Annotated in this window: 23 protein-coding genes; 1 reads left to right on the plus strand and 22 read right to left on the minus strand. The window is 61.5% G+C overall.

Annotated features, from left to right (window positions below):
- Nucleotides 1-230: 230 nt before the first annotated feature.
- The 4 genes from V6765_RS12855 to V6765_RS12870 all read right to left on the minus strand — a co-directional run bounded on the left by V6765_RS12855 (nucleotide 231) and on the right by V6765_RS12870 (nucleotide 3,972).
- Nucleotides 231-1,277 (minus strand): TRAP transporter substrate-binding protein, encoded by a 1,047-nt coding sequence (locus V6765_RS12855; protein WP_448429355.1) that lies wholly within the window; start codon nucleotides 1,275-1,277, stop codon nucleotides 231-233.
- A gap of 90 nt (nucleotides 1,278-1,367) precedes the next feature.
- On the minus strand, nucleotides 1,368-2,696 hold the full coding sequence (locus V6765_RS12860) for a TRAP transporter large permease (RefSeq protein ID WP_448429357.1): 1,329 nt from the start codon (nucleotides 2,694-2,696) through the stop codon (nucleotides 1,368-1,370).
- Entirely contained in the window at nucleotides 2,693-3,202 is a 510-nt protein-coding gene (locus tag V6765_RS12865) for a TRAP transporter small permease subunit (RefSeq protein ID WP_448429359.1), read from the minus strand. The genes V6765_RS12860 and V6765_RS12865 overlap by 4 nt, the downstream gene beginning before the upstream one ends.
- Nucleotides 3,202-3,972, minus strand: a complete 771-nt coding sequence (locus V6765_RS12870) for an N-formylglutamate amidohydrolase (protein WP_448429361.1) — start codon at nucleotides 3,970-3,972, stop codon at nucleotides 3,202-3,204. Before V6765_RS12870 ends, V6765_RS12865 begins: the two co-directional genes overlap by 1 nt.
- A gap of 137 nt (nucleotides 3,973-4,109) precedes the next feature.
- Here V6765_RS12870 and V6765_RS12875 point away from each other — a divergent pair, with 137 nt between their 5' ends.
- Complete coding sequence (locus V6765_RS12875) at nucleotides 4,110-4,994, plus strand: MurR/RpiR family transcriptional regulator (protein WP_448429363.1); 885 nt, start codon at nucleotides 4,110-4,112, stop codon at nucleotides 4,992-4,994.
- Nucleotides 4,995-5,336: 342 nt separating this feature from the next.
- Here the strand turns inward: V6765_RS12875 and V6765_RS12880 are convergent, their stop codons facing one another.
- From V6765_RS12880 to V6765_RS12965, 18 genes are all read right to left on the minus strand, one after another.
- A complete protein-coding gene (locus V6765_RS12880) occupies nucleotides 5,337-7,010 on the minus strand; it encodes a ribonuclease J (RefSeq protein ID WP_448429365.1) in 1,674 nt (557 codons plus the stop codon).
- A 6-nt stretch (nucleotides 7,011-7,016) separates the two neighbouring features.
- A complete protein-coding gene (locus V6765_RS12885) occupies nucleotides 7,017-7,781 on the minus strand; it encodes a biotin--[acetyl-CoA-carboxylase] ligase (protein ID WP_448429367.1) in 765 nt (254 codons plus the stop codon).
- A gap of 1 nt (nucleotide 7,782) precedes the next feature.
- Nucleotides 7,783-9,222, minus strand: coding sequence for an NADH-quinone oxidoreductase subunit NuoN (gene nuoN / locus V6765_RS12890; RefSeq protein WP_448429369.1), 1,440 nt, complete (start codon nucleotides 9,220-9,222; stop codon nucleotides 7,783-7,785).
- 17 nt (nucleotides 9,223-9,239) lie between these two features.
- Nucleotides 9,240-10,751: an NADH-quinone oxidoreductase subunit M gene (locus V6765_RS12895; RefSeq protein WP_448429371.1), complete on the minus strand. Its 1,512-nt coding sequence runs from the start codon at nucleotides 10,749-10,751 to the stop codon at nucleotides 9,240-9,242.
- Entirely contained in the window at nucleotides 10,751-12,760 is a 2,010-nt protein-coding gene (gene nuoL, locus V6765_RS12900; protein WP_448429373.1) for an NADH-quinone oxidoreductase subunit L, read from the minus strand. The genes V6765_RS12895 and nuoL overlap by 1 nt, the downstream gene beginning before the upstream one ends.
- 7 nt (nucleotides 12,761-12,767) lie before the next feature.
- Nucleotides 12,768-13,076 carry an NADH-quinone oxidoreductase subunit NuoK gene (nuoK, locus tag V6765_RS12905; protein WP_018064310.1) on the minus strand — a complete coding sequence of 103 codons (309 nt, stop codon included), beginning with the start codon at nucleotides 13,074-13,076 and terminating at the stop codon, nucleotides 12,768-12,770.
- Between the two features lie 41 nt (nucleotides 13,077-13,117).
- Nucleotides 13,118-13,726 (minus strand): NADH-quinone oxidoreductase subunit J, encoded by a 609-nt coding sequence (locus V6765_RS12910; RefSeq protein ID WP_448429375.1) that lies wholly within the window; start codon nucleotides 13,724-13,726, stop codon nucleotides 13,118-13,120.
- Nucleotides 13,727-13,861: 135 nt separating this feature from the next.
- On the minus strand, nucleotides 13,862-14,353 hold the full coding sequence (gene nuoI / locus V6765_RS12915) for an NADH-quinone oxidoreductase subunit NuoI (protein ID WP_448429377.1): 492 nt from the start codon (nucleotides 14,351-14,353) through the stop codon (nucleotides 13,862-13,864).
- A 39-nt stretch (nucleotides 14,354-14,392) separates the two neighbouring features.
- Entirely contained in the window at nucleotides 14,393-15,439 is a 1,047-nt protein-coding gene (gene nuoH / locus V6765_RS12920) for an NADH-quinone oxidoreductase subunit NuoH (protein ID WP_448429379.1), read from the minus strand.
- Nucleotides 15,440-15,449: 10 nt separating this feature from the next.
- A complete protein-coding gene (gene nuoG / locus V6765_RS12925) occupies nucleotides 15,450-17,525 on the minus strand; it encodes an NADH-quinone oxidoreductase subunit NuoG (RefSeq protein ID WP_448429381.1) in 2,076 nt (691 codons plus the stop codon).
- A gap of 86 nt (nucleotides 17,526-17,611) precedes the next feature.
- Complete coding sequence (locus V6765_RS12930; protein WP_448429383.1) at nucleotides 17,612-17,911, minus strand: pentapeptide repeat-containing protein; 300 nt, start codon at nucleotides 17,909-17,911, stop codon at nucleotides 17,612-17,614.
- Nucleotides 17,912-17,915: 4 nt separating this feature from the next.
- On the minus strand, nucleotides 17,916-19,214 hold the full coding sequence (gene nuoF / locus V6765_RS12935) for an NADH-quinone oxidoreductase subunit NuoF (RefSeq protein WP_448429385.1): 1,299 nt from the start codon (nucleotides 19,212-19,214) through the stop codon (nucleotides 17,916-17,918).
- A 9-nt stretch (nucleotides 19,215-19,223) separates the two neighbouring features.
- Nucleotides 19,224-20,192: an NADH-quinone oxidoreductase subunit NuoE gene (nuoE, locus tag V6765_RS12940; protein ID WP_448429387.1), complete on the minus strand. Its 969-nt coding sequence runs from the start codon at nucleotides 20,190-20,192 to the stop codon at nucleotides 19,224-19,226.
- A 122-nt stretch (nucleotides 20,193-20,314) separates the two neighbouring features.
- Nucleotides 20,315-21,505: an NADH-quinone oxidoreductase subunit D gene (locus V6765_RS12945; protein WP_448429389.1), complete on the minus strand. Its 1,191-nt coding sequence runs from the start codon at nucleotides 21,503-21,505 to the stop codon at nucleotides 20,315-20,317.
- Nucleotides 21,506-21,510: 5 nt separating this feature from the next.
- Nucleotides 21,511-21,936, minus strand: coding sequence for a GFA family protein (locus V6765_RS12950; protein ID WP_448429391.1), 426 nt, complete (start codon nucleotides 21,934-21,936; stop codon nucleotides 21,511-21,513).
- Nucleotides 21,937-21,946: 10 nt separating this feature from the next.
- Nucleotides 21,947-22,543, minus strand: coding sequence for an NADH-quinone oxidoreductase subunit C (locus tag V6765_RS12955; RefSeq protein ID WP_448429393.1), 597 nt, complete (start codon nucleotides 22,541-22,543; stop codon nucleotides 21,947-21,949).
- 15 nt (nucleotides 22,544-22,558) lie between these two features.
- Nucleotides 22,559-23,134 carry a NuoB/complex I 20 kDa subunit family protein gene (locus V6765_RS12960; protein ID WP_230720602.1) on the minus strand — a complete coding sequence of 192 codons (576 nt, stop codon included), beginning with the start codon at nucleotides 23,132-23,134 and terminating at the stop codon, nucleotides 22,559-22,561.
- Nucleotides 23,125-23,490: an NADH-quinone oxidoreductase subunit A gene (locus tag V6765_RS12965; RefSeq protein WP_230720603.1), complete on the minus strand. Its 366-nt coding sequence runs from the start codon at nucleotides 23,488-23,490 to the stop codon at nucleotides 23,125-23,127. The genes V6765_RS12960 and V6765_RS12965 overlap by 10 nt, the downstream gene beginning before the upstream one ends.
- Nucleotides 23,491-23,537: the final 47 nt, after the last annotated feature.

The raw sequence follows: 23,537 nt of genomic DNA on the forward strand, positions 1-23,537 counted from the left end.
CAATCGTCCGGAGCAGGAGCACTCCGGACGATCGGTGTCAATGGTGTGGCGGCCTGGGGCGGGCCGGTGCGTTGTTCGCGCCCCCGCCTGTTGTTCCGCGTCACCCTCGGGTTTGACCCGAGGGTCCAGGCAGCTCTCTCCGTGTGGCCTGGATTCTCGGGTCAAGCCCGAGAATGACACTTGAAAGGGACGAGGCCATGAACAAAGCCCCGCCCCGGCAGCCCTCTCGATCAGCCGGCGCGGTAGGGCGGGCCGGCAGCGTTCATGTCGGCCTGATACTGCTTCAGGATCTTGACGACTTCCGCCGTGCGGTCGGTCTCGGCGGCTATTTCGTCCCAGAAGGCATCGGCGGCATCCTCGACCGTTTTCCATTCGGCATCCGGGATGGTCGTCAGTTCCAGCTTCTCGCCATGAGCGCGCAGCCGCGCCTCGCCGCCCCAATACCAGTGCAGACGGTGGAGGTGCGAACTGTCCGTGCACATGCGGAACAGCACCTGCAGATGCTCCGGCACTTCCGCCCATTTGTCGGAATTGACGAAGAACGAGCCGCACCAGCCGCCCGAAATATTGTTGGTCAGGAAGTAGTTGGTCACATCCGCCCAGCCGACGGTGTAATCCTCGGTGATGCCCGACCATGCAAGCCCGTCGAGTTCGCCGGTCTGCATGGCGACCTGCACGTCTTCCCACGGCAGCGTGACCGGCACGACGCCGAACTGCGACAGGAACTTGCCGGCCGTCGGGAAGGTGAAGATGCGCAGGCCCTCGAGATCGGACAGGCTCTTGACCGGATTGACGGTTGCGAAATTGCACGGGTCCCAGGCGCCGGCGGAAATCCATTGCACGCCGACCTCCGAATAGGCCTTCTCCCAGATATCGGCGAGGCCATACTCATAGAACAGCGTCGGCACGTCGAGGCTGAATTTCGAGGCGAAGGGGAAATAGCCGCCGAACACCTTGATATCGAGCGGCGAGTTCATCGAATCGTCGTCAGACTGAACGGCATCGATGGTTCCGGACTGCATGGCACGGAACAATTCGCCGGTCGGCACCAGCTGGTCGGCGGTGAAGAGCTGGATCTCCATCTCGCCATTTGCCGCCTTGTTGAAGTTGTCGATGCAGTCCTTCACCACGTGTTCGGCCAGCGCCGGGCCGGCATAGGTCTGGAGCCGCCAGGTGATCTTGGACTGGGCGCGCACGACGGCGGGCGCGGCAAGCGCCGAAGCGCCGGCTGCAGTCGCAAGACCGGCATTCCTGAGAAAACTACGTCTGCTGTTCATGTCTGTTTCCCTCTGTTTTGTCGAAACCCGGCCTCATGCCGCATTCCGCATTTTCCCGGCAAAACCGGTTCCAGCGCGCCGTCCGCTCCCTCAGCGCGCATAGACAAGGTTCGGCAGCCACAGCGCGATCTGCGGGAATGCCGTGACGATCGCCAGACCAATGATCATGATGATCACGAACGGCCAGACGGAGCGGTAGATATCGACAAGCGATATTTCGGGCGGGGCCATGGCCCGCATGAGAAAGAGATTGTAGCCGAAGGGCGGCGTCATATAGGCGATCTGGCAAGTGATGGTGTAGAGCACGCCATACCAGACAAGATCGAAGCCGAGATGGCCGACCAGCGGCACGTAGAGCGGCGCGACGATCACCAGCATTGCCGTGTCATCCAGGAAGGTGCCCATGATAATGTAGGAAATCTGCATCAGGATCAGGATTTCCCAGGGGCCGAGCTCCCATTTCTCCAGCAGCAGATGTTCGAGCGCGCGGACCGCGCCAAGCCCATCGAACACCGCCCCGAAGCAGAGTGCTGCCACGATGATCCACATGAACATGCAGGAGATGCCGAGCGTCTGCTCCATGGTCTTGTTCAGAAGCTTCCAGGTCAGGCGGCGTTTGACGAGGGCGGCGACCAGCGCCGAGAGCGCGCCGATGGCTGCACTTTCCGTCAGGCTGGTCACGCCCATCAGGAACAGGCCCATCATCAGAAAGAAGATCAGGAACGGGATGATGCCGGCGCGCAGCAGCTTCAGCTTTTCGCCGAGCGGCATGTCGCGCTCTTCCTTGGGCAGCGCGGGCCCCAGCGCCGGGTTCATGCGGCAGCGGATCACGATGTAGATCACGAACAGGGCGGCGAGCATCAGGCCGGGCAGCGCGCCGGCAACCCAAAGCTTGCCGACTGGCTGGCGCGCGATCATGCCGTAAAGCACCAGCACGACGCTCGGCGGCACCAGAATGCCGAGCGAGGAGCCGGCCTGGATGACGCCCGAGACCATGATCTTGTCATAGCCGCGCCGCAGAAGTTCCGGCAGCGCGATCGTCGCGCCGATCGCCATGCCGGCGACCGACAACCCGTTCATGGCCGAGATCACCACCATCAGCGCAATGGTGCCGACGGCAAGCCCGCCCGGCAGACCGCCCATCCAGACGTGGAACGCCTTGTAGAGGTCTTCGGCGATGCCCGATTCCGACAGCATGTAGCCCATGAAGATGAACAGCGGCAGCGTCAGCATCGGATACCACTTCATCAGCTTCATGCTGGCCGAAAAGCCAAGCTCGTAGCCGCCGGTGCCCCAGAGTGCGGCAGCCGCCACCACGCCGACAAAACCGATTGCCGCGAACACGCGCTGGCCGGTCAGCATCGTCATCATCATCGAGAAGAACAGCAGAAGCGCGATCATTTCATAGGAGAGGTTCATGCCATTTCCCTCCCCAGCGCCTTCGCCAGGTCCTTGAAGAATATCGATGTCGTCTGCAGGAACATCAGGAAGATGCCGAAGACCATGACAATCTTGATCGGCGCCATATAGGGCGACCAGCTCGAATAGGAGGTTTCGCCGTATTTCAGCGCGTACTCAGTGGAGGACACCCCGCCGATCAGCAGGAAGATCAGATAGGTGAACAGCATGATGACCGTCACCGCATCGACCGCCGCCTTCTGGCGCGGCGACCATCGCCCGTAGATCAGGTCCATGCGCACATGGCTGTCGAGCTGCAGCGAGTAGGCGCCGCCGAGAATGTAATAGGCCGTCATCACGAACTGCGCCATTTCCAGCGTCCAGAGCGACGGGTTGAACATCGTCTTCGACACCGACGACCACAGCAGAATGCCCATCATCACGAAGATCAGCCACATGGCGATGCGGCCGACCACGCGGTTGAAACCATCGACGTAGCGCACATAGGTCCTGATAACCTGCGGCATCATCCGGTCTCCCCGCCAATGCACGCGCCGAGAAGCCCCGCGATGAAACCGGCCGCGGCGGCCTGTCCGGCCGCATCCGCGATCAGATCGTTGCGGATTTCGATCATCACATTGAGGAGCCGGCGCGGCAGCGCGTGGCGGCGCAGCGTGTGGGTCACGCCATCGACCGGTGCATAGGGTTCGTTGCGACGCACATCGTATCCGCCCGCGACCTTCGTCAGCATGCAATCGGCAAGCCGGCTGTCGCTGTCATGCAGAATGCCGATCTCGACATCGCGCGACACGCCCTTGTAGACCGGTGTAAAGGAGTGAATGGTGACGATCACAGGAGGACGCCCCACATCCTGTCGCGCAACGATCAGGTCATCAATCGCCTTGTGAAACGGATGATAAAGCGCGTCAGCCCGGGCCGCGCGCTCCACCGGTCCCAGACCACGATTGCCGGGAACCTCGAAGATTTCGCTGATCTCCGGGATGGCATCCTTCGCCTCGGGCGGCCTGTTGCAATCATAGGCCAACCGCGAAAACCGCTGGTGAATGAGGGTGGCGTCCAGCGCCTCGCTGAGCATCATGGCAACCGCAAGCGCGCCGGGGTCCCAGGCAATGTGGCTTTTGAGCAGCTCTTCGCTCAGTCCCATATCGCCAAGGCTCTCCGGCACACGCCGGCTGGCATGTTCGCAGATCAGCACGATATCGCTTTTGCTTTCCGCGCGTTCGATGGCAACAGGCACACCGTCGCGGGCGCTCAAGAGCCCCGACATTTCCAGCATCCGATCCCCTGATTTATGTGTTTCTTGTTTTGTAAATAGTTCTTCAGAACGTCGGCGATGTCAATTACCGCCTGAAAACTTCTCTTCAAATTTGTCATTGACGAAAAAGTCGCCGCGTCTCTTAATGGCAGCGAAACATGGAGCAGAGCTTGAACGAACCGGTCCGGACAGTCGCCGACATTATCGCCGCCAGCTATGAGGGGCTGACGCGATCGGAGAAGCGGCTGGCCGACACAATCCGCGAGAATTATCCCGTCTCCGGCCTCGGCAGCATCACCACGCTTGCCGAAAACGCCGATGTGTCGACGCCGACGGTTGCCCGCATGGTGCAAAAGCTCGGCTTCAAGGGCTATGGCGAGTTTCAGGCGCGGCTCCACCAGGAGCTGGAGGCGACGCTTTCCAACCCGATCGCCAAGCACGACCGCCTCGCCCGTAACGTGCCCGAGACCCATATCCTGAACCGCTTCGGCGAGGCCGCGATCGACAATATGCGCCGCACGCTGTCACAGCTCGATCAGGCAACCTTTGCCGGCGCCGCCGAGCTTCTGTCCGATCTCGATCGCGCGATCTATTTCGTCGGCGGCCGCATCACGGGCGCGCTGGCCAGCTACTTCTTCACCCACATGCAGGTGATCCGGCCTAAGACGACGCTGATGTCGTCCAACTCCTCATCATGGCCGCAGCATATGCTGAACATGGCCAAGGGCGATGTGCTGGTGATTTTCGATATCCGCCGCTACGAGCAGGACATGGCGGTGCTGGCACGGGTGGCGAAGGAGAACGGACTGGACATCATCCTGTTCACCGACCAGTGGGCCTCGCCCGTCGCCAAATTCGCCCGCCACACCTTCCGCGTCAACATCGAGGTCCCGTCCGCCTGGGATTCGTCGATCGTGACGCTGTTCGTGGTGGAGGCGCTGATCGAGGCGGTGCAATCGAAGAGCTGGGACAAGACCCGCGAGCGCATCAGCGTGCTGGAGGGTCTGTTCGAGCAGAGCCGGCTGTTTCGGCGGCCGGGGTGAGAGCAGTCGGTGGATACGCAAACCGCATCACCCAGACAACGCCGCAGACTATTTCAGCCTATCGGAGATTTGTCAGCGTCTCAGCCCCAATCTCCCCCCTTGAGGGGGAGATGTCGCGAAAGCGACAGAGAGGGGTAAAGGGCGTAAGCCCTAGAAGCCGCAAACACTGTGCTCTCGGAAAGGTTTCACCCCTCTCTGCCCCTGTCGGGGCATCTCCCCCTCAAGGGGGGAGATTGTGGGCTGAAAAGCTCTCACCTACACTCGCATACGCGAACAGCTGAAAAGGTTTATAAAAAGACTTCTAAGGCTTAACCGAAAAACTTCAACCTGCTCGACAAGCCCTCACCCAAGCCTGTTCACAAACACCGTCACCACCGGCTTCTTGCCCCAGCACTCGTTGGCGGCGGCGCGGACGGAGCGGCGGATGGCTTCCTTGACCATGCCGAGGTCTTTTCGGCGTGAGCGCGGAATGCTCTCGACGGCGCCGAGGACGGCGTCGAACAGCACGTCTTCCATCTTCTCGTCGTCATCGTCAAAGCCCGGAAGGCCGATCGGCACGACATCGGGATCGCCGGAGAACTCGAATTTGGAATTCAGCACGACATTGACGGAGACGTGGCCGACGAAGGAGAGCTTGCGGCGCTCGCCGATGCCCATCTCGTCGAAGTTGCCGATCAGCTTGCCGTCCTTGAACACCCGGCCAGCTTCGACATGGCCGATCACTTCGGCAGGCCCCGGAGCAAGGCGCACCATGTCGCCGTTGCGCACACGCGGAACTTGGGCGATGCCGCTCTGCTCCGCCAGTTCCTTCTGCGCGGTCAGGTGCTGGGCCTCGCCGTGAACCGGCACAAGGATCTCGGGCCGGATCCATTCATACATCTGCTTCAACTCGTTGCGGCGGGGATGGCCCGAGACATGCACCAGCGCCTCATTGTCGGTGAGGATGTGCACGCCCTGCTCCACCAGACCGTTCTTGATCTCCTGAATCGCCTTCTCGTTGCCGGAAATGGCGCGCGAGGAAAACACCACGAGATCGCCGGCGGCGAGCGCCACATTGCGCATCTCGTCGCGCGAAAGCTTGGCAAGGGCCGCGCGCGGCTCGCCCTGCGACCCGGTGAGGATCGCAACCACCTTGTCGCGCGGGATATAGCCGAACTCATCCTCGTCGACGAACGGCTTCACGCCCTCCATCAGCCCAAGATCTCGGGCGACCGCGACCGCGCGCTTCAGTGAGGAGCCGAGCAGCAGCACCTGGCGCCCGGCCTCGTCCGCGGCCTTCGCGATCGAGCGGATACGGCCGATATTGGAGGAGAAAGTTGTCAGCGCGACCCGGCCCTCCGCATTCTCGATCACCTTGCGCAGGCTTGCCGAAACCTCTTCCTCCGACGGCGAAACGCCGTCGCGCATGGCGTTGGTGGAATCGCACATCAGCGCCAGCACGCCCTCGTCGCCGATCGCGCGGAAGCGCGCCTCGTCGGTCTTGGGGCCGAGCGTCGGCGCGTGGTCGATCTTCCAGTCGCCGGTGTGGACGATATTGCCGAGCGGCGTGCGGATCGCCAGCGCCATCGGCTCGGGGATCGAGTGGTTGACGGGCACGCCCTCGATCGTGAACGGCCCGACATTGATGGTGTCGCCGCCCTTGAAGATCGTCACCGGGATTTCGCGCATCCAGCTGTCATATTCGCGCTTGGCCTCCAGCAGGCCGGCGGTAAACGGCGAGGCGTAGACGGGCACGTTGAGGCCCGGCCACAGCGTCGCGATCGCGCCGAAATGGTCCTCATGGGCGTGGGTAATGATCATTCCCTTGAGATTGTCGCGCTGCTCGCGCACGAATTCGATATCGGGCAGAACCAGGTCGACGCCGGGCAGGTCCGGGCCGGGAAAGGTCACCCCGCAATCCACCATGATCCATTCGCGCTTCTTCGCCGGGCCATAGCCGTACAGCGCCAGGTTCATGCCGATTTCGCCGAGGCCTCCCAGAGGAAGGAAGACCAGTTCCGCGTTATTGTCCGCCATCAAGCGTTATCCATTTCCATTGTCGAAAAAAACGTCGCCCGCCGCAAAGGTGCGCAGGCCGTCCTTCGTTTCCAGTTTCAGCATGCCGGCATCATCGATGCCGACGAAAATCCCCGAGACCTGCTCATGGGCAAGGTTCACGGTAATACGTTCATTGATGCCGCAGGCTTGCTTGCGCCAGCGCGCCACCGTCTCGGCAAGGCCCCTGCCCCGATCCCAGATCGCAAGTTCCTGCGCCATGGTCTCGAACAGATGTGCAAACAGCGTATCGGGGTCGGCGCCCGCGACATAATCGGCGATCCGCGCGACCGGATACGGCGCGTCATCCGGACCGGTCGTGACATTAACGCCCATGCCGATCACGACGGCAAGCCTGCCATCGTCAAGCAATTCCGCTTCCAGCAGAATGCCACAAACCTTGCGACGGTCGATCAGAATATCGTTCGGCCATTTGATCGCGATTTCGTTGTCGTGACCGGCCATGACCCGCGAAATCGCACCGTGAACGCCGAGTGCAGCCACCAGCGGCAGCGAGGCTGTCAGCGCCTGGGGCGCGGGGTCCACAAGCAGAAGCGAGGCATAGAGATTGCCCCGCTCCGAAACCCAGTTACGTCCGCGCCGTCCGCGCCCGGTCTCCTGCCGCTCAGCCGTCAGCCACAACAGGCCGGGATCGCCGGCGCGCGCCCGATCCATCGCCTCGCTATTGGTGGAGCCGACGGTATCGAGCGCTTCATGGCGGTAGGCGTCTGCGGCGGAATATGCTGCCGCCATCCTAGAAGAGAGCCGCAGCGGCCTTGGCCGCGGCATCGTTCAGCGCGCCGCCGAACAGGAGATAGCCGATCGCGAAAATCCCGCTGATCCCGAAGACGAAGCGCAGCTCGCCGGCAACCCGTGAAAATTCGACGGACGGCTCATCGAACCACATCACCTTGATCACGCGCAGATAGTAGAAGCAGGCGACCACGGAGGACACGATGCCAATGATGGCGAGCGTATAGAGCTTGGCGTCGATCGCGGCCAGGAACACGAAATATTTACCGAAGAAACCGGCAAGCGGCGGCACGCCGGCAAGCGAGAACATCAGCGCCGTGAGCACGACGGCCATCACCGGCTTGGTGGTCGAAAGGCCTGCGAGATCGTCGATATTCTCGACATTGCCGCCTTCCTTCAGCCGCATCGCCATGATGATCGCGAATACGCCGAGCGTGGTGAACAGGTAGATCGCCATGTAGAGCGCGACACCCTTGACGCCCGCCTCGCTGTCGGCGGCAAGGCCGACCAGCGCGTAGCCCATATGGGTGATCGAGGAATAGGCCATCAGCCGCTTGATATTGCGCTGGCCGATCGCGGCGAAAGCGCCGAGCACCATCGAGGCGATCGCGATGAACACCACGACCTGGCGCCATTCATCGGCGGCCGGGCCGAACGCTTCGGTCAGAAGCCGGACGATGATCGCCATCGCCGCGACCTTGGGCGCGGAGGCGAAAAAGGCGGTGACCGGCGTCGGCGCGCCCTCATAGACGTCCGGCGTCCACATGTGGAACGGGACGGCCGAGATCTTGAAGGTGATGCCGGCCAGCACGAACACCATGCCGAAGATGAAACCGAGACCTGTCTCGCCAGCCGAGATCGCGGCGGCAACCGGGCCGAAGCCGATATTGCCGGTGAAGCCGTAGACCAGCGAGATGCCGTAAAGCAGCATGCCGGAGGACAGCGAGCCAAGCACGAAATATTTCAGGCCCGCCTCGGTGGAACGCAGGCTGTCGCGGTTGATGGCGGCGATCACGTAGAGCGGCAGCGACATCAGCTCGAGGCCCATATAGAAGGCGAGCATGTCATTGGCCGAGGTCATCAGCAGCATGCCGGTGGTCGACAGCAGCATCAGCACCGGAAACTCGAAACGGTCGAGATATTCCGGTTCCTCATGACCGACCGACAGGATCATCGACAGCGCCGCGCCGATCAGCGCGAGCGCCTGCATGAACAGCGTGAAGTCGTTGAACACCAGCGAGCCGCCGAAGGCCGTGCCCTCGCCCGCCCAGAACAGCGCGCCGAAGGCGGCGATCAGCAGGAACACGGCAAGGCCCACGATCGTCTGGCCGCTCTTGCGGCCGGCGAACGCGCCGATCATCAGCAGAACCATCGCACCGAGCGCGAGGATCAGCTCCGGCATGATCAGCTTCAGACTTGAAAGTATGAGTTCCGATGTCATGTCCAAAAGATCCTGTCTCAGTATACCGGCAGCGCGATGTTCTTGGTCTGCTCAAGAACGGCGTCATAGTGTTGAACGATCTGCGCCACCGGGCCATGGATCGCCGCGAAGATCGGCTCCGGATAGACGCCGAAGAAGATCGTCAGGCAGATCAGCGGATAGAGAACGATCTTCTCGCGGGTGCTGAGGTCCAGCAGCGCCTTCAGGCTGTCCTTCTCCAGTGCGCCGAAGATCACCCTACGGTAAAGCCACAGCGCATAGGCCGCCGACAGGATGACGCCGGTGGCGGCGAACAGGGCAACCCAGGTGTTGACCTGGAACACACCGATGACCGTCAGGAATTCGCCGATGAAGCCGGAGGTGCCGGGCAGGCCGACATTGGCCATGGTGAAGATCATGAAGGCGACGGCGAATTTCGGCATATTGTTCACAAGCCCACCGAAGGCCGCGATCTCACGCGTGTGCATGCGGTCGTAGACGATGCCGACGCAGAAGAACAGCGCGCCCGAGACGATGCCATGCGAGAGCATCAGGAAGATCGAGCCCTCGACGCCCTCGGTGGTGGCCGAGAACATGCCCATGGTGACGAAGCCCATATGGGCGACCGACGAATAGGCGATCAGCTTCTTCATGTCGGTCTGCATCAGCGCCACCAGCGAGGCGTAGATGATCGCGATGATCGACAGCGCGAAGATGAACGGCGCGAAGTAATAGGAGGCGTCGGGGAACATCGGCATCGAATAGCGCAGCACGCCGAACCCGCCGAGCTTCAGAAGAACGCCCGCCAGCACGCCCGAGGCGGCCGTCGGCGCTTCCACGTGCGCGTCCGGCAGCCAGGTATGCACCGGCCACATCGGCATCTTCACCGCAAACGAGGCGAAGAAGCCGAGGAACAGCCAGTATTGCATGTTGACCGGGAAATCATACTCCAGCAGCACCGGCACGCTGGTCGTGCCCGTTACCCAGTACATCGCCATGATGGCCAAGAGCATGAACACCGAGCCGGCGAAGGTGTAGAGGAAGAACTTCAACGAGGCGTAGACGCGCCGCTCATGCCCCCAGATGCCGATGATCAGGTACATCGGGATCAGGCCCGCCTCGAAGAAGATGTAGAACATCACGATATCGAGCGACACGAACACGCCGATGATCAGCGTTTCGAGGATCAGGAAGGCGATCATGTATGCCTTCACCCGATAGGTGATGGCTTCCCACGAGGCCAGGATGCAGAGCGGCATCAGCACCGTCGTCAGCAGGATGAACAGCAGCGAGATGCCGTCGATCCCGAGATGATAGGAGATGCCCGTGCCAAGCCAGGGATGGTTTTCGACCATCTGGAAGTTCGGGTTCGACGGATCGAACTTCATCCACACGAACAGCGAAACGATGAAGGTGAACAGCGTCGTCAAGAGCGCGACGTTGCGGATGTTCCTGAGCCCGGTCTCGTTATCGTCGCGGGTGAACAGGATCAGCACCACGCCGATAAGCGGCAGGAAGGTGACTGTTGAGAGAATTGGCCAGTCGCTCATTACCGAGCCCCTCCGAGCATCATCCAGGTTACAAGCGCGGCCACGCCGATCAGCATTGCAAACGCATAGTGGTAAACATATCCGGACTGCAGCTTGACGACGCGGTTGGTCACGTCGTTGACCCTTGCTGCAATCCCGTTCGGGCCGAAGCGGTCGATCACGCCGATATCACCCTTCTGCCACAGGAAGTATCCGAGCGCCTTGGCCGGCCTTACGAACAGGAAGTCGTAAAGCTCATCGAAATACCACTTGTTGAGCAGGAAGGCGTAAAGGCGCGGAAATGTCTTCGCCAGAGCCGGCGCGGAGGACGGCTTGATCAGGTACATGTAGATCGCGACCACCGTGCCGAGCAACATCGCGATGAACGGCGACAGCACCACCCACAGCGGCACATGGTGATGCTCATCGAGCACCTCGTTGTGCGGTCCGGTGAACAGCGCGCCCTTCCAGAACTCGCTGTAATCATGCCCGAAGAAATAGGGCAGGAAGACAACGCCGGCGAACAGCGCGCCGATCGACAGCACGACCAGCGGCAGCAGCATGACCCAGGGGCTTTCATGCACGTGGTGCATGACATCGGAAGACGCGCGCGGCTTGCCGAAGAAGGTCATGAAGATCAGGCGCCAGGAGTAGAAGGCGGTGAAGGCGGCGGCGATAACCAGCATCCAGAACGAGAAGTTGCCGAGCGGGCTTGCCGAGACATAGGCCGATTCGATGATTGCGTCCTTGGAGAAGTAGCCGGCCGCCCCGATCGGCGTGCCGGGAATGCCGGCGCCGGTGATGGCAAGCGTGCCGATGATCATCGCCCAGAAGGTAACCGGGATGTGCTTCCTGAGCCCGCCCATGTGACGCATGTCCTGCTCGCCGGAGACGGAATGGATCACCGAGCCGGCGCACAAGAACAGAAGCGCCTTGAAGAAGGCGTGGGTGAACAGGTGGAACACGCCGGCCCCGAAGGCCCCTGCCCCGAGCGCCGCGAACATGTAGCCGAGCTGCGAGCAGGTGGAATAGGCGATGACGCGCTTGATATCGTTCTGCACCAGACCGATGGTCGCGGCGAAGAATGCGGTGATCGAACCGATGAGCGTGACGAAGGTGAGCGCCGTCGGCGACAGTTCGAACAGCGGCGACATGCGGGCGACGAGGAAGACGCCGGCGGTCACCATGGTTGCGGCGTGGATAAGGGCCGAAACCGGCGTCGGACCTTCCATCGCGTCCGGCAACCAGGTGTGCAGCAGGAACTGCGCGGATTTACCCATCGCGCCCATGAACAAGAGCAGGCAGACCGTGGTGATCGCGGTCGACACATCCATGCTCATGCCGAGGAAATGCAGAACGGAAACCTTGCCCTCGGCCGTCGCCAGCGTGACCTCGCCATTGGCCAGACGTTCGGCCGCCGAGAAGATCGGATCGAAATTGATGGTGTGGGCGAGGAAGAACAGGCCGGCAATGCCGAGCAGAAAGCCGAAGTCGCCGACGCGGTTGACGATGAAGGCCTTCATCGCGGCAGCACTCGCCGACGGCTTCTTGTACCAGAAACCGATCAGCAGATAGGAGGCGAGGCCGACGCCTTCCCAGCCGAAGAACATCTGCAGCAGGTTGTCGGAGGTGACCAGCGCCAGCATGGCGAAGGTGAACAGCGACAGATAGGCGAAGAAGCGCGGGCGATGCGGATCGTCATGCATGTAGCCCACCGAATAGAGGTGGACGAGACATGAGACCGTGTTGACCACGACCAGCATCACCGCCGTCAGCGTGTCGACGCGAAGCTGCCACAGGACGTCGATGTCGCCGGAGGTGATCCAGCGCATGACCGGAACCTGAATGACGAAATCTTCCGCATGGGTCAGGAAGCCGACGGAAATGAACACGTACCAGGAAAGCACGGCCGCAACCGCCATCAGGGCGATCGTCACCCATTCGGTGGCCTTGGCGCCGATGCGGATTCCGAAGAGGCCGGCGATGAGGAAGCCTAGGAGCGGCAGGAAAACGATGAGTTTGTAGATCATCTGGAAATCAGCCCTTCATCACGTTGACGTCTTCGACCGCGATCGAGCCGCGGTTGCGATAGAACACCACCAGGATCGCCAGACCGATCGCGGCTTCGGCCGCCGCGACGGTCAGAATGAACAGCGCGAAGACCTGGCCGACCATATCGTTCAGGAACGAGGAGAACGCGACCATGTTGAGGTTGACCGAAAGCAGGATCAGCTCGATGGACATGAGAATGATGATGACGTTCTTCCGGTTCAGGAAGATGCCGAAGACACCAATCGTGAAGAGTATGGCACTGACCGTCAGGTAGTGGGAAAGTCCGATTTCCATTGCGTTGTCCTTAGATCCCGTATCCCTGCAAATTCTCGTTCTTATATGCCCTGGCCAGGCTTGACCTTGACAGTCTCGTGCGCGCTTTCAGGCGTGCGCGCAACCTGCTTGGCAATGTTCTGGCGCTTGACGTCCGGGCGATGCTTCAGCGTCAGCACGATCGCGCCGATCATGGCGACGAGCAGGATGAGGCCGGCCACCTGGAAGAAATAGGCGTAATGCGTGTAGATCACGTCGCCCAGCGCGCTCACGCTCGAGCGGTCGGCCGGTATCGGCATCGCCGTGTTGGCGGCGATATCGGTCGGAATGAAGCTGCCGCCGACGACCACGATCAGCTCCGCCAGAAGCACGATCCCGATCAGCGCACCCACCGGGGCGTAGTGCAGGATGCCGGACCTGAGCTCGGCGAAATCGATGTCGAGCATCATCACCACGAACAGGAACAACACCGCCACCGCGCCGACATAGACCACCAGCAGAAGAAGGCCGAGATATTCCGCGCCCGCCAGGATGAACAGCGCCGCCGCATTCACGAATACGACGATCAGGAACAGCACCGAATGAACGGGGTTCTTCGCCCAAATCACCATGAACGCCGACGCCACGGCGACGAACGCGAAAATATAGAAAAAAAGAGCATGGAGACCCATGATGGTGCCTTCTCTTCGTGGTCGCAGCGGCTTTGGCCGCTATCACATTTGTAAAAGCCCCGCCGCCGGATGCGGCAGGCCCTTCATTTCAGATCTATCGAACCGCCGGGCGAAATCCCCCCGCCCGGCGTCTCCTTACCGGTAAGGCGCATCCATCGCGATATTCTTCGCGATCTCGCGTTCCCACCGGTCGCCATTGGCGAGCAGTCGTTCCTTGTCGTAGTACAGTTCCTCGCGCGTCTCGGTGGCGAACTCGAAATTCGGCCCCTCGACGATCGCTTCCACCGGACATGCCTCCTGGCAGAAGCCGCAATAGATGCACTTCACCATATCGATATCGTAGCGCACCGTGCGGCGCGTGCCGTCATTGCGGCGCGGACCGGCCTCGATGGTGATCGCCTGCGCGGGACAGATCGCCTCGCACAGCTTGCAGGCGATGCAGCGCTCCTCGCCGTTCGGATAACGGCGCAGCGCGTGCTCGCCGCGAAAGCGCGGGCTCACCGGCCCCTTCTCGAACGGGTAGTTCACCGTCGACTTCTGGCCGAAGAAGTAGCGCATCGTCAGAAAGAACGCGCCGAAGAACTCCTTCAGGAAGAGCGCGTTGAATGCCTGAGCGACAGAACCCATTTCACAATCTCCATTGCGGTGTTGCGAAAAACACCTGCATCAGCCGACCCAGCCGGTCAGTTTGACGACGAAAGCGACGATCACGACCATGGCGAGCGACAGCGGAAGGAAGACCTTCCAGCCCAGACGCATCAGCTGGTCGTAGCGGTAGCGCGGCACGAAGGCCTTGACCATTGCGAACATGAAGAAGCACAGGCACACCTTGATCAGGAACCAGATGACGCCGGGGATCCAGTTCAGCACCGCGACATCCAGGATCGGCAGCCAGCCGCCGAGGAACAGCGTGGTGGTCAGCGCGCACATCAGCACGATTGCGGCATATTCGCCGAGCATGAACATCATGTACGGGGTCGAGCCGTATTCGACCATGAAACCGGCGACCAGTTCCGATTCCGCTTCCGGAAGGTCGAAGGGCGGACGGTTGGTCTCGGCCAGCGCCGAAATGAAGAACACGATGAACATCGGGAACAGCGCCAGCCAGTTCCAGTCGAGGAAGGACGGCGGCAGGCCAAGCATGGTGCCGAGACCCGTTTCCTGCGCGAACACGATATCCGAAAGGTTCAGCGAGCCGACCGTCAGCAGCACAGTGACGATAACGAGGCCGATCGAGACTTCGTAGGACACCATCTGCGCCGCGGATCGCAGCGAGCCGAGGAAGGCGTATTTCGAGTTCGAGGCCCAGCCGCCCATGATCACGCCGTAAACCTCAAGCGAGGAAATGGCGAAGATATAGAGGATGCCGATATTGATATTGGCGATCACCCAGCCCTCGGCAACCGGCATCACCGCCCAGGTCGCAAGCGCCAGCGTCACCGAGATCAGCGGGGCCAGCAGGAATACGACCTTGTCCGAGCTTGCCGGGATGACCGGCTCCTTGAACACGAACTTCAGAAGGTCGGCAAAGGACTGGAACAGGCCGAAGGGGCCGACCACGTTCGGGCCCCGCCGCATCTGCACCGCCGCCCAGATCTTGCGGTCGGCGAGCAGGATGAAGGCGATGCCGACGAGCAGCAGAACCAGAAGCAGCAGCGACTGGCCGATCATGATCAGCGCGGGCCAGAGATACGTCCAGAAAAAAGAATCCATTGCTCCGTCCTTACTCCGCTGCCGCCTGGAAATTATTGCGCGCCAGCGCCGAGCATTCCGCCATGACGGCAGACGCCCGGGCAATCGGGTTGGTCAGGTAGAAATCGGTGACCGGCGATACGAAACCGGAATCACCAAGGTCCCCACCTTTACCGGCCAGCGTTTCGATGGCGTTGATATCAGCGTCAGCGATCTCGTCAAGCGCGGCGAGGTGCGGAAATTCGCCATAAAGGGCCGCGCGCAGCGCGCCGAGCGAGTCGTAGGGCAGCGCCTTGCCGAAAACGCCCGACAGCGCGCGGATGATCGCCCAGTCCTCGCGGGCGTCGCCAGGCGCGAAGCCGGCGCGGTTGGTCATCTGCACCCGGCCCTCGAGATTGACGTAGGTGCCGGACTTTTCGGTGTAGGTCGCGGCCGGCAGAACGACATCCGCGTTCATCGCGCCGGCATCGCCATGGCTGCCGATATAGACGGTGAAGCCGGCCTTCTTGGCCGAGAAATCGAGTTCGTCAGCGCCGAGCAGGAACAGAACATCCATGTCGGACAGCATCGAAGCGGTATCGGCAGCGCCCTCACCCGGCACGAAGCCGATATCGAGACCGCCAACGCGCGATGCCGCCGTGTGCAGCACCGCAAAGCCGTTCCAATCGTCCGTGACCGCGCCGATTTCCTTTGCGATCGCCGCCGCCTTGGAGAGAACCGCCGCGCCATCTGCGCGCGCCAGCGCACCGGGGCCGACGAGCACGATCGGACGCTCGGCCTTCTTGAGCACATCCATGAAATCGCTGGATGCCAGATCGGCAAGCGAGGACGGGCCTGCGCCGAGATAGCTTACGGGATAACGCAGATCGGCATTCTCGCCGATCACGCCGATCGGGAAATTGCCCTTGCGCGACCGCTTGCGGATACGGGCGTTCAGCACCGAAGCCTCGAAGCGCGGATTGGAGCCGATGATCAGCAGCGCATCAGCATTCTCGATGCCTTCGATGGTCGGGTTGAAGATGTAGCCCGCGCGACCTGCCGAAGCATCCAGCGCTGCGCCATCCTGGCGACAATCGATATTAGACGAGCCGAGCGAGGCCATCAGGCCCTTCAGCGCGTACATTTCCTCTACGGCAGCCAGATCGCCGGCAATCGCACCGATCTTCTCGCCCTTCACGCCATCGACCTTGACCTTGATCGCGGCAAAGGCATCACCCCAGCTTGCGGGCTGAAGCCGTCCGCCCTGGCGGATATAGGGCTTGTCGATGCGCTGGGTGCGCAGACCGTCCCAGATGAACCGGGTCTTGTCGGAAATCCACTCCTCGTTCACCTGCTCGTTGATGCGCGGCATGATGCGCATCACTTCGCGGCCACGGGTATCGACGCGGATCGCCGAGCCGACGGCATCCATGACGTCGATCGATTCGGTCTTGTTCAGCTCCCACGGACGGGCGGTGAAGGCGAACGGCTTGGAGGTGAGCGCGCCGACCGGGCAGAGGTCGACGACATTGCCCTGAAGCTCGGACGTCATCGCGCGCTCGAGATAGGTGGTGATCTCGGCATCCTCGCCGCGGCCGATCAGGCCAAGCTCGGAAATGCCGGCAACCTCGGTGGTGAAGCGGACGCAGCGCGTGCAGTGAATGCAGCGGTTCATCACGGTCTTCACCAGCGGGCCGATATACTTGTCCTCGACGGCGCGCTTGTCCTCGCGGTAGCGCGAACTGTCGATGCCGAAGGCCATCGCCTGGTCCTGCAGGTCGCATTCGCCGCCCTGGTCGCAGATCGGGCAATCCAGCGGATGGTTGATGAGCAGGAACTCCATCACCCCTTCGCGCGCCTTCTTGACCATCGGCGTCTTGGTGAAGATTTCCGGCAGGGAGCCATCCGGTCCGCCGCGGATATCCTTCACGCCCATGGCGCAGGAAGCGGCCGGCTTCGGCGGTCCGCCCTTCACCTGAATGAGGCACATGCGGCAGTTGCCGGCAATCGACAGCCGCTCGTGAAAGCAGAAGCGCGGGATTTCAGCGCCCGCCGCCTCCGCCGCCTGCAGCAGCGTGTAGTGGTCGGGAACCTCGATTTCCTTGCCGTCTACAATCAGATTTACCATATCCGTTCTTCCCGCTTCGCCGGACAATCCTGTTGGGGCACCGGCAGTCCATTCTCGATTGCGTCTGCCCGTTCAAGGGCGTCGCCTCAAGCCTTGTGTTCTTTCCACAGCGCCAGCATTGCGCCGACATCCACGCCGTCAATCGTCATTCCGTGCAACCGGCATTCACTGATCGAGACACCAGAGAGATTGGCATCCGTCACCGTCATGCCGGAAAGGTTCGCGTCCGTGACCGCCATGCCGGAGAAGTTGGCGTTGCTCACCTTCCAGCCCGACATGTTCACGTTGTGAAATTTCGAACCAGACAGATCCACATCATCAAACGCCGAACCCGCTAGGCAGCTCTTGCTGGCATCGATGCGATCAACCTGGTCATGAAATTTCATAACCTTACTCCGCCGCTTCCATCACCGCGCCATGCGAGGTGGCGTTGGCCGTGTACTGGTCGATCCGCTTTTCGATTTCCGGACGGAAATTGCGGATCAGGCCCTGGATCGGCCAAGCAGCAGCATCGCCGAGCGCGCAGATCGTGTGGCCTTCCACCTGCTTGGTGACGTCGAACAGCATGTCGATCTCGCGCTTCTGGGCGTTGCCCGTCACCATGCGCTCCATCACCCGCCACATCCAGCCGGTGCCCTCGCGGCACGGCGTGCACTGGCCGCAGCTTTCATGCTTGAAGAAGGCCGAAAGCCTTGCGATCGCAGCGATGATGTCGGTCGACTTGTCCATCACGATCGCGCCGCCGGTCCCGAAGGACGACTTGACCTCGCGCAGGCCGTCGAAGTCGAGCTGGACGTCCATCATGTCCTCGGCCTTGACCACCGGGCAGGATGCGCCGCCGGGGATGACCGCCAGAAGATTATCCCAGCCGCCGCGAATGCCGCCGCAATGCTTCTCGATCAGCTCACGGAAGGTGATGCCCATCGATTCCTCGACCACGCAGGGTCGGTTCACATGGCCGGAGACCATGAACAGCTTGGTGCCGACATTGTTCGGACGACCGAAAGACGAAAACCAGCTCGCGCCGCGCCGCAGAATGGTCGGTGCAACCGCGATCGATTCAACGTTGTTGACCGTCGTCGGCAGGCCGTAAAGGCCCATGTTTGCCGGGAACGGCGGCTTCAGGCGGGGCTGGCCCTTCTTGCCTTCCAGGCTTTCCAGCAGCGCCGTTTCCTCGCCGCAGATATAGGCGCCCGCTCCGTGGTGGACGATCACGTCCATGTCCCAGCCGCTCTTGTTGCCCTTGCCGAGAAGCCCGGCGTCGTAGCACTCATCGATTGCCGCCTGCAGCGCCTCGCGCTCGCGGATGAACTCGCCGCGCACATAGATATAGGCGGTATGCGCGCCCATGGCGCAGCCGGCAATCAGGCAGCCCTCGATCAGGTGATGCGGGTCGTTGCGCAGGATCTCGCGGTCCTTGCAGGTGCCGGGCTCGGATTCGTCAGCATTCACAACGAGATAATGCGGACGGTCATCCTTCGGCATGAACGACCATTTCAGCCCCGTCGGGAAGCCCGCGCCGCCACGGCCGCGCAGACCTGAATCCTTCATCTCCTGAATGATCCAGTCGCGGCCCTTGTCGATGATGCCTTTGGTGTTATCCCACAGCCCGCGCGACATCGCGCCCTTCAGGGACTTGTCCCTGTGGCCGTAGAGATTGGTGAAGATGCGATCTTTATCCTTTAACATGCTTCACTCCTACCGCGCTGTTCTGCCGAATACTTTTTCGTATTCCTCGATGCCGCCCTTGGCCAGAACACCGGCCTGGCGCACCCATTCGTCGCGCTCGATGCGACCGCCGAGCTTCAGCGAATCATTGACCCATGCGCATTCGCCGGGCGTCCAGGCAGCGATCTGTTCGAACTTGTAGATGCCGATATCATTCAGAAGACCGGCAATCTTCGGGCCAACGCCGGACATCAGCGTCAGGTCGTCGGCGTCGTCGGGCTTCTGGTCAACGGCCGGCGGGCGATCGCCCTTTGCGCCGTCGATCGCTTCCTTCGAGCCCGCGCCCTCGTCGGTGGCGTCGGTATCTTCGGATTCGAGCGCACCCTCGCCATCCTCGGTCAGCGAGGTAAAGCCGCCTTCGGGCGCGGAAAGCCAGCGGTCGATCTGCGGACCCGGCTTGATCTCGGAACCGCGCCCGGCCTCGAACGCATCGATGATCTCTTCCATGCGTTCGGGCGTCAGGTCTTCATAGACATCCTTGAAGATCATCACCATCGGCGCGTTGGCGCAGGCACCGAGGCATTCCACCTCTTCCCACGACATCGTGCCGTCGGCATTGGTCTCATGCGCCTTGGCGTTGATCTTCTTCTTGCAGACATTGATCAGGTCGCCCGCGCCGCGCAGCATGCAGGGCGTGGTGCCGCAGACCTGGATATGGGCGTTGGTGCCGACCGGCTTCAGCTGGAACTGGGTGTAGAACGTCGCCACTTCCAGAACGCGGATCAGCGGCATGGCCAGCATGTCGGCGACCTTTTCGATCGCGGCGCGGGTCACCCAGCCTTCCTGGTCCTGCGCCCGCATCAGAAGCGGGATCACGGCGGATTGCTGGCGGCCTTCCGGATATTTCCGGATCGTGGCTTCGGCCCAGGCCGCGTTCTCGTCGGAAAACGCAAAGGCGGCGGGCTGGACATTCTCATCGGCTAATCGACGAACGGACATGCTTTCTTACACCTCTTCGGAGGTTGTCATCACGGCTTCCGCATATCCCATGCCATGCCGCCGGTCTGCAACCGGCGCGGGACAGTCGGAAACGAATACTGCACTCTTTACGACCGCAAGTGTCACCGGTCCACCTCTCCGAACACGATGTCGAGCGTACCGATAATGGCGGTGACGTCGGCAAGCTGGTGACCCTTGGACATGAAGTCCATGGCCGACAGGTGGGCAAAGCCCGGCGCACGGATCTTGCAGCGGTAAGGCTTGTTGGTGCCATCGGAGACGAGATAGACGCCGAATTCGCCCTTGGGCGCTTCCACGGCGGCATAAACCTCGCCTTCGGGCACATGATAGCCCTCGGTATAAAGCTTGAAGTGATGGATCAGCGCTTCCATCGAGCGCTTCATCTGCGCGCGCTTCGGCGGAACCACCTTGCCGTCCATGGAGTTGAACGGACCGGTCTTGGCATCGCCCAGAAGCCGCTCGACGCACTGCTTCATGATCTTGACCGATTCGCGCATCTCGTTGATGCGCACCACCCACCGGTCGTAGCAGTCGCCGTTCTTGCCGATCACGACATCGAAATCCATGTCGTTGTAGCATTCATAGGGCTGCGCGCGCCTGAGATCCCAGGCAGCGCCGGAGCCGCGCACCATCGGGCCGGAAAAGCCCCAGGCAAAAGCGTCTTCCAACGTCACATTGCCGATATCGACATTGCGCTGCTTGAAGATGCGGTTGCCGGCAAGAAGCGCCTCAATATCGTCAAGCTTGGCGGGAAACTGTTCGCACCACTTGCCGATATCCTCGACGAGTTCAGGAGGGAGATCCTGATGTACGCCACCGGGCCGGAAATAGGCAGCATGCATGCGCGCGCCGCAGGCCCGCTCATAGAACACCATCAGCTTCTCGCGCTCCTCAAAGCCCCAGAGCGGCGGCGTCAGCGCGCCGACGTCCATGGCGGCGGTGGTGCAGTTGAGGAGATGGTTCAGAACGCGCCCGATCTCGGAGAACAGCACGCGGATGAGCTGGCCGCGGATCGGAATCTCGACCTCAAGCAGCTTTTCCACGGCAAGCGCGAAGGCATGCTCCTGGTTCATCGGCGCGACATAGTCGAGCCGGTCGAAATAGGGCACGGCCTGAAGATAGGTCTTGGTCTCGATCAGCTTTTCGGTACCGCGGTGAAGCAGGCCGATATGCGGGTCGACGCGCTCGACAATCTCGCCGTCAAGCTCCAGCACCAGTCGCAACACACCGTGGGCGGAAGGGTGCTCCGGCCCGAAGTTGATCGTGAAGTTGCGGACATTATGTTCAGTCATGCCGATCAATCCTGTTGCGACGCAATTGCCGCGAAAAACTCCGCGGACGTCATCTGCTTGGTATCGTTGGCGAAGGCGTAGTTATCCGGCTTCTCGTCGATGAATATCTCGCTTGCGAAACGGAAGCTGCCCGGCTCATCGAAAGCCTGGGACGAAACGACGGTATCCGAGCCATCCTGCATGCGCCAGAACAGCGTCGAACCACAGGTGCTGCAGAAGACTCGCTCGCCATACTCAGAGGACTTGTAGACCCCGAGGGCGGGCTCGCCTTCCACCTCGACGCTCCGGCCGCACTCGACGCCGAGGAAACCGGCCCCGCCGGTCCAGCGACGGCAAAGCCCGCAATGGCATGCACCCATCTCGTGATCCTTCGGAACGGCCGAAAACCGAACCGCGCCACAGATACAGCCACCCTTCATACGATCAGCCATCACCCGCTCCTCAGTTCGCCTTTTCGTCGCCGGGCAGAACGTATTCGGGCCCTTCCCATGGCGACAGGAAATCGAAGCTGCGGAATTCCTGGCGGAGTTCGACGGGTTCGTAGATCACGCGCTTGGCTTCCTCGTCATAGCGCAGCTCGACGAAACCGGTGGTCGGGAAATCCTTGCGCAGCGGGTGACCCTCGAAACCGTAATCGGTGAGGATCCGGCGCAGGTCCGGATGACCGCTGAACGGGATGCCGTACATGTCCCAGGTTTCGCGCTCGAACCAGTCGGCGCCGGGAAAGATCGGCGTGATCGATGGCACGACCTCGTCTTCGCCAACTTCCAGCTTGATGCGGATACGCGCGTTCTGAGTCGGCGACAGCAGGTGATAGACAACATCGAAGCGCTTCTCGCGCGTCGGCCAGTCCACGCCGCAGACATCAATGATGCAGACAAATGCGCACTGGCCGTCATCGCGCAGGAACTTGGCGACATCGACAATGCTCTCGGGCGTCGTCATCACCGTCAGCTCTTCATGCGCGAACACGATATCCGAAACGCCCTCGCAGGCTTCGCGGATATGGGCGCCGAGATCGTTCAAAGCTTCGCTCATAATAGTCTCCCGCCGCTATCGCTCGATCGTTCCGGTGCGCCGGATCTTCTTTTGCAGAAGAAGCACGCCGTAAAGCAGCGCCTCGGCGGTGGGCGGACAGCCCGGCACGTAGATATCGACCGGGACGACGCGGTCGCAGCCGCGCACGACGGAGTAGGAATAATGATAGTAACCGCCGCCATTGGCGCAGGAACCCATGGAAATGACGTAGCGCGGCTCGGGCATCTGGTCATAGACCTTGCGCAGCGCAGGCGCCATCTTGTTGGTCAGCGTGCCGGCGACGATCATGACGTCGGACTGGCGCGGCGAGGCGCGCGGGGCAAAGCCGAAGCGTTCGCAGTCATAGCGCGGCATCGACATCTGCATCATCTCGACGGCGCAGCAGGCAAGACCAAACTGCATCCACATCAGCGACCCGGTGCGCGCCCAGGTGATGAGTTGGGCCGACGAGGTGACCAGAAAGCCCTTGTCGGCGAGCTCGTTGTTGATCTCGCCGAAGAAACGGTCATCAGCGCCGACCGGCTTGTTGGTCATCGGATCGACGACGCCACGCGGTACGGGGGCGACGAGTGTCTCGTTGCTCACTCCCATTCCAGCGCTCCTTTCTTCCATTCATAGATGAAGCCGATGGTCAGCACGGCCAGGAACACCATCATCGACCAGAAACCGAACCAGCCGATATCGCCGAAGGATGCCGCCCAGGGAAACAGGAAGGCCACCTCGAGATCGAAGATGATGAACAGGATTGCCACGAGATAGAAGCGGATGTCGAACTTCATGCGCGCATCGTCGAAAGCATTGAAGCCGCACTCGTATGCGGACAGCTTTTCCGCATCGGGCGCCTTGAAGGCCAGCGCGAAGGGCGCGACCATCAGGGCCAGCCCGATGATGAGACAGATAGCGATAAAGATGACGATCGGAATATAGGAACTGAGGACTTCAGCCATATAAAACACCCTTGCCGTTTTGAGGCGCCCGGGTCAGCGCACCCGCA

It is taken from the genome of Martelella sp. FOR1707 (genome assembly GCF_053484265.1).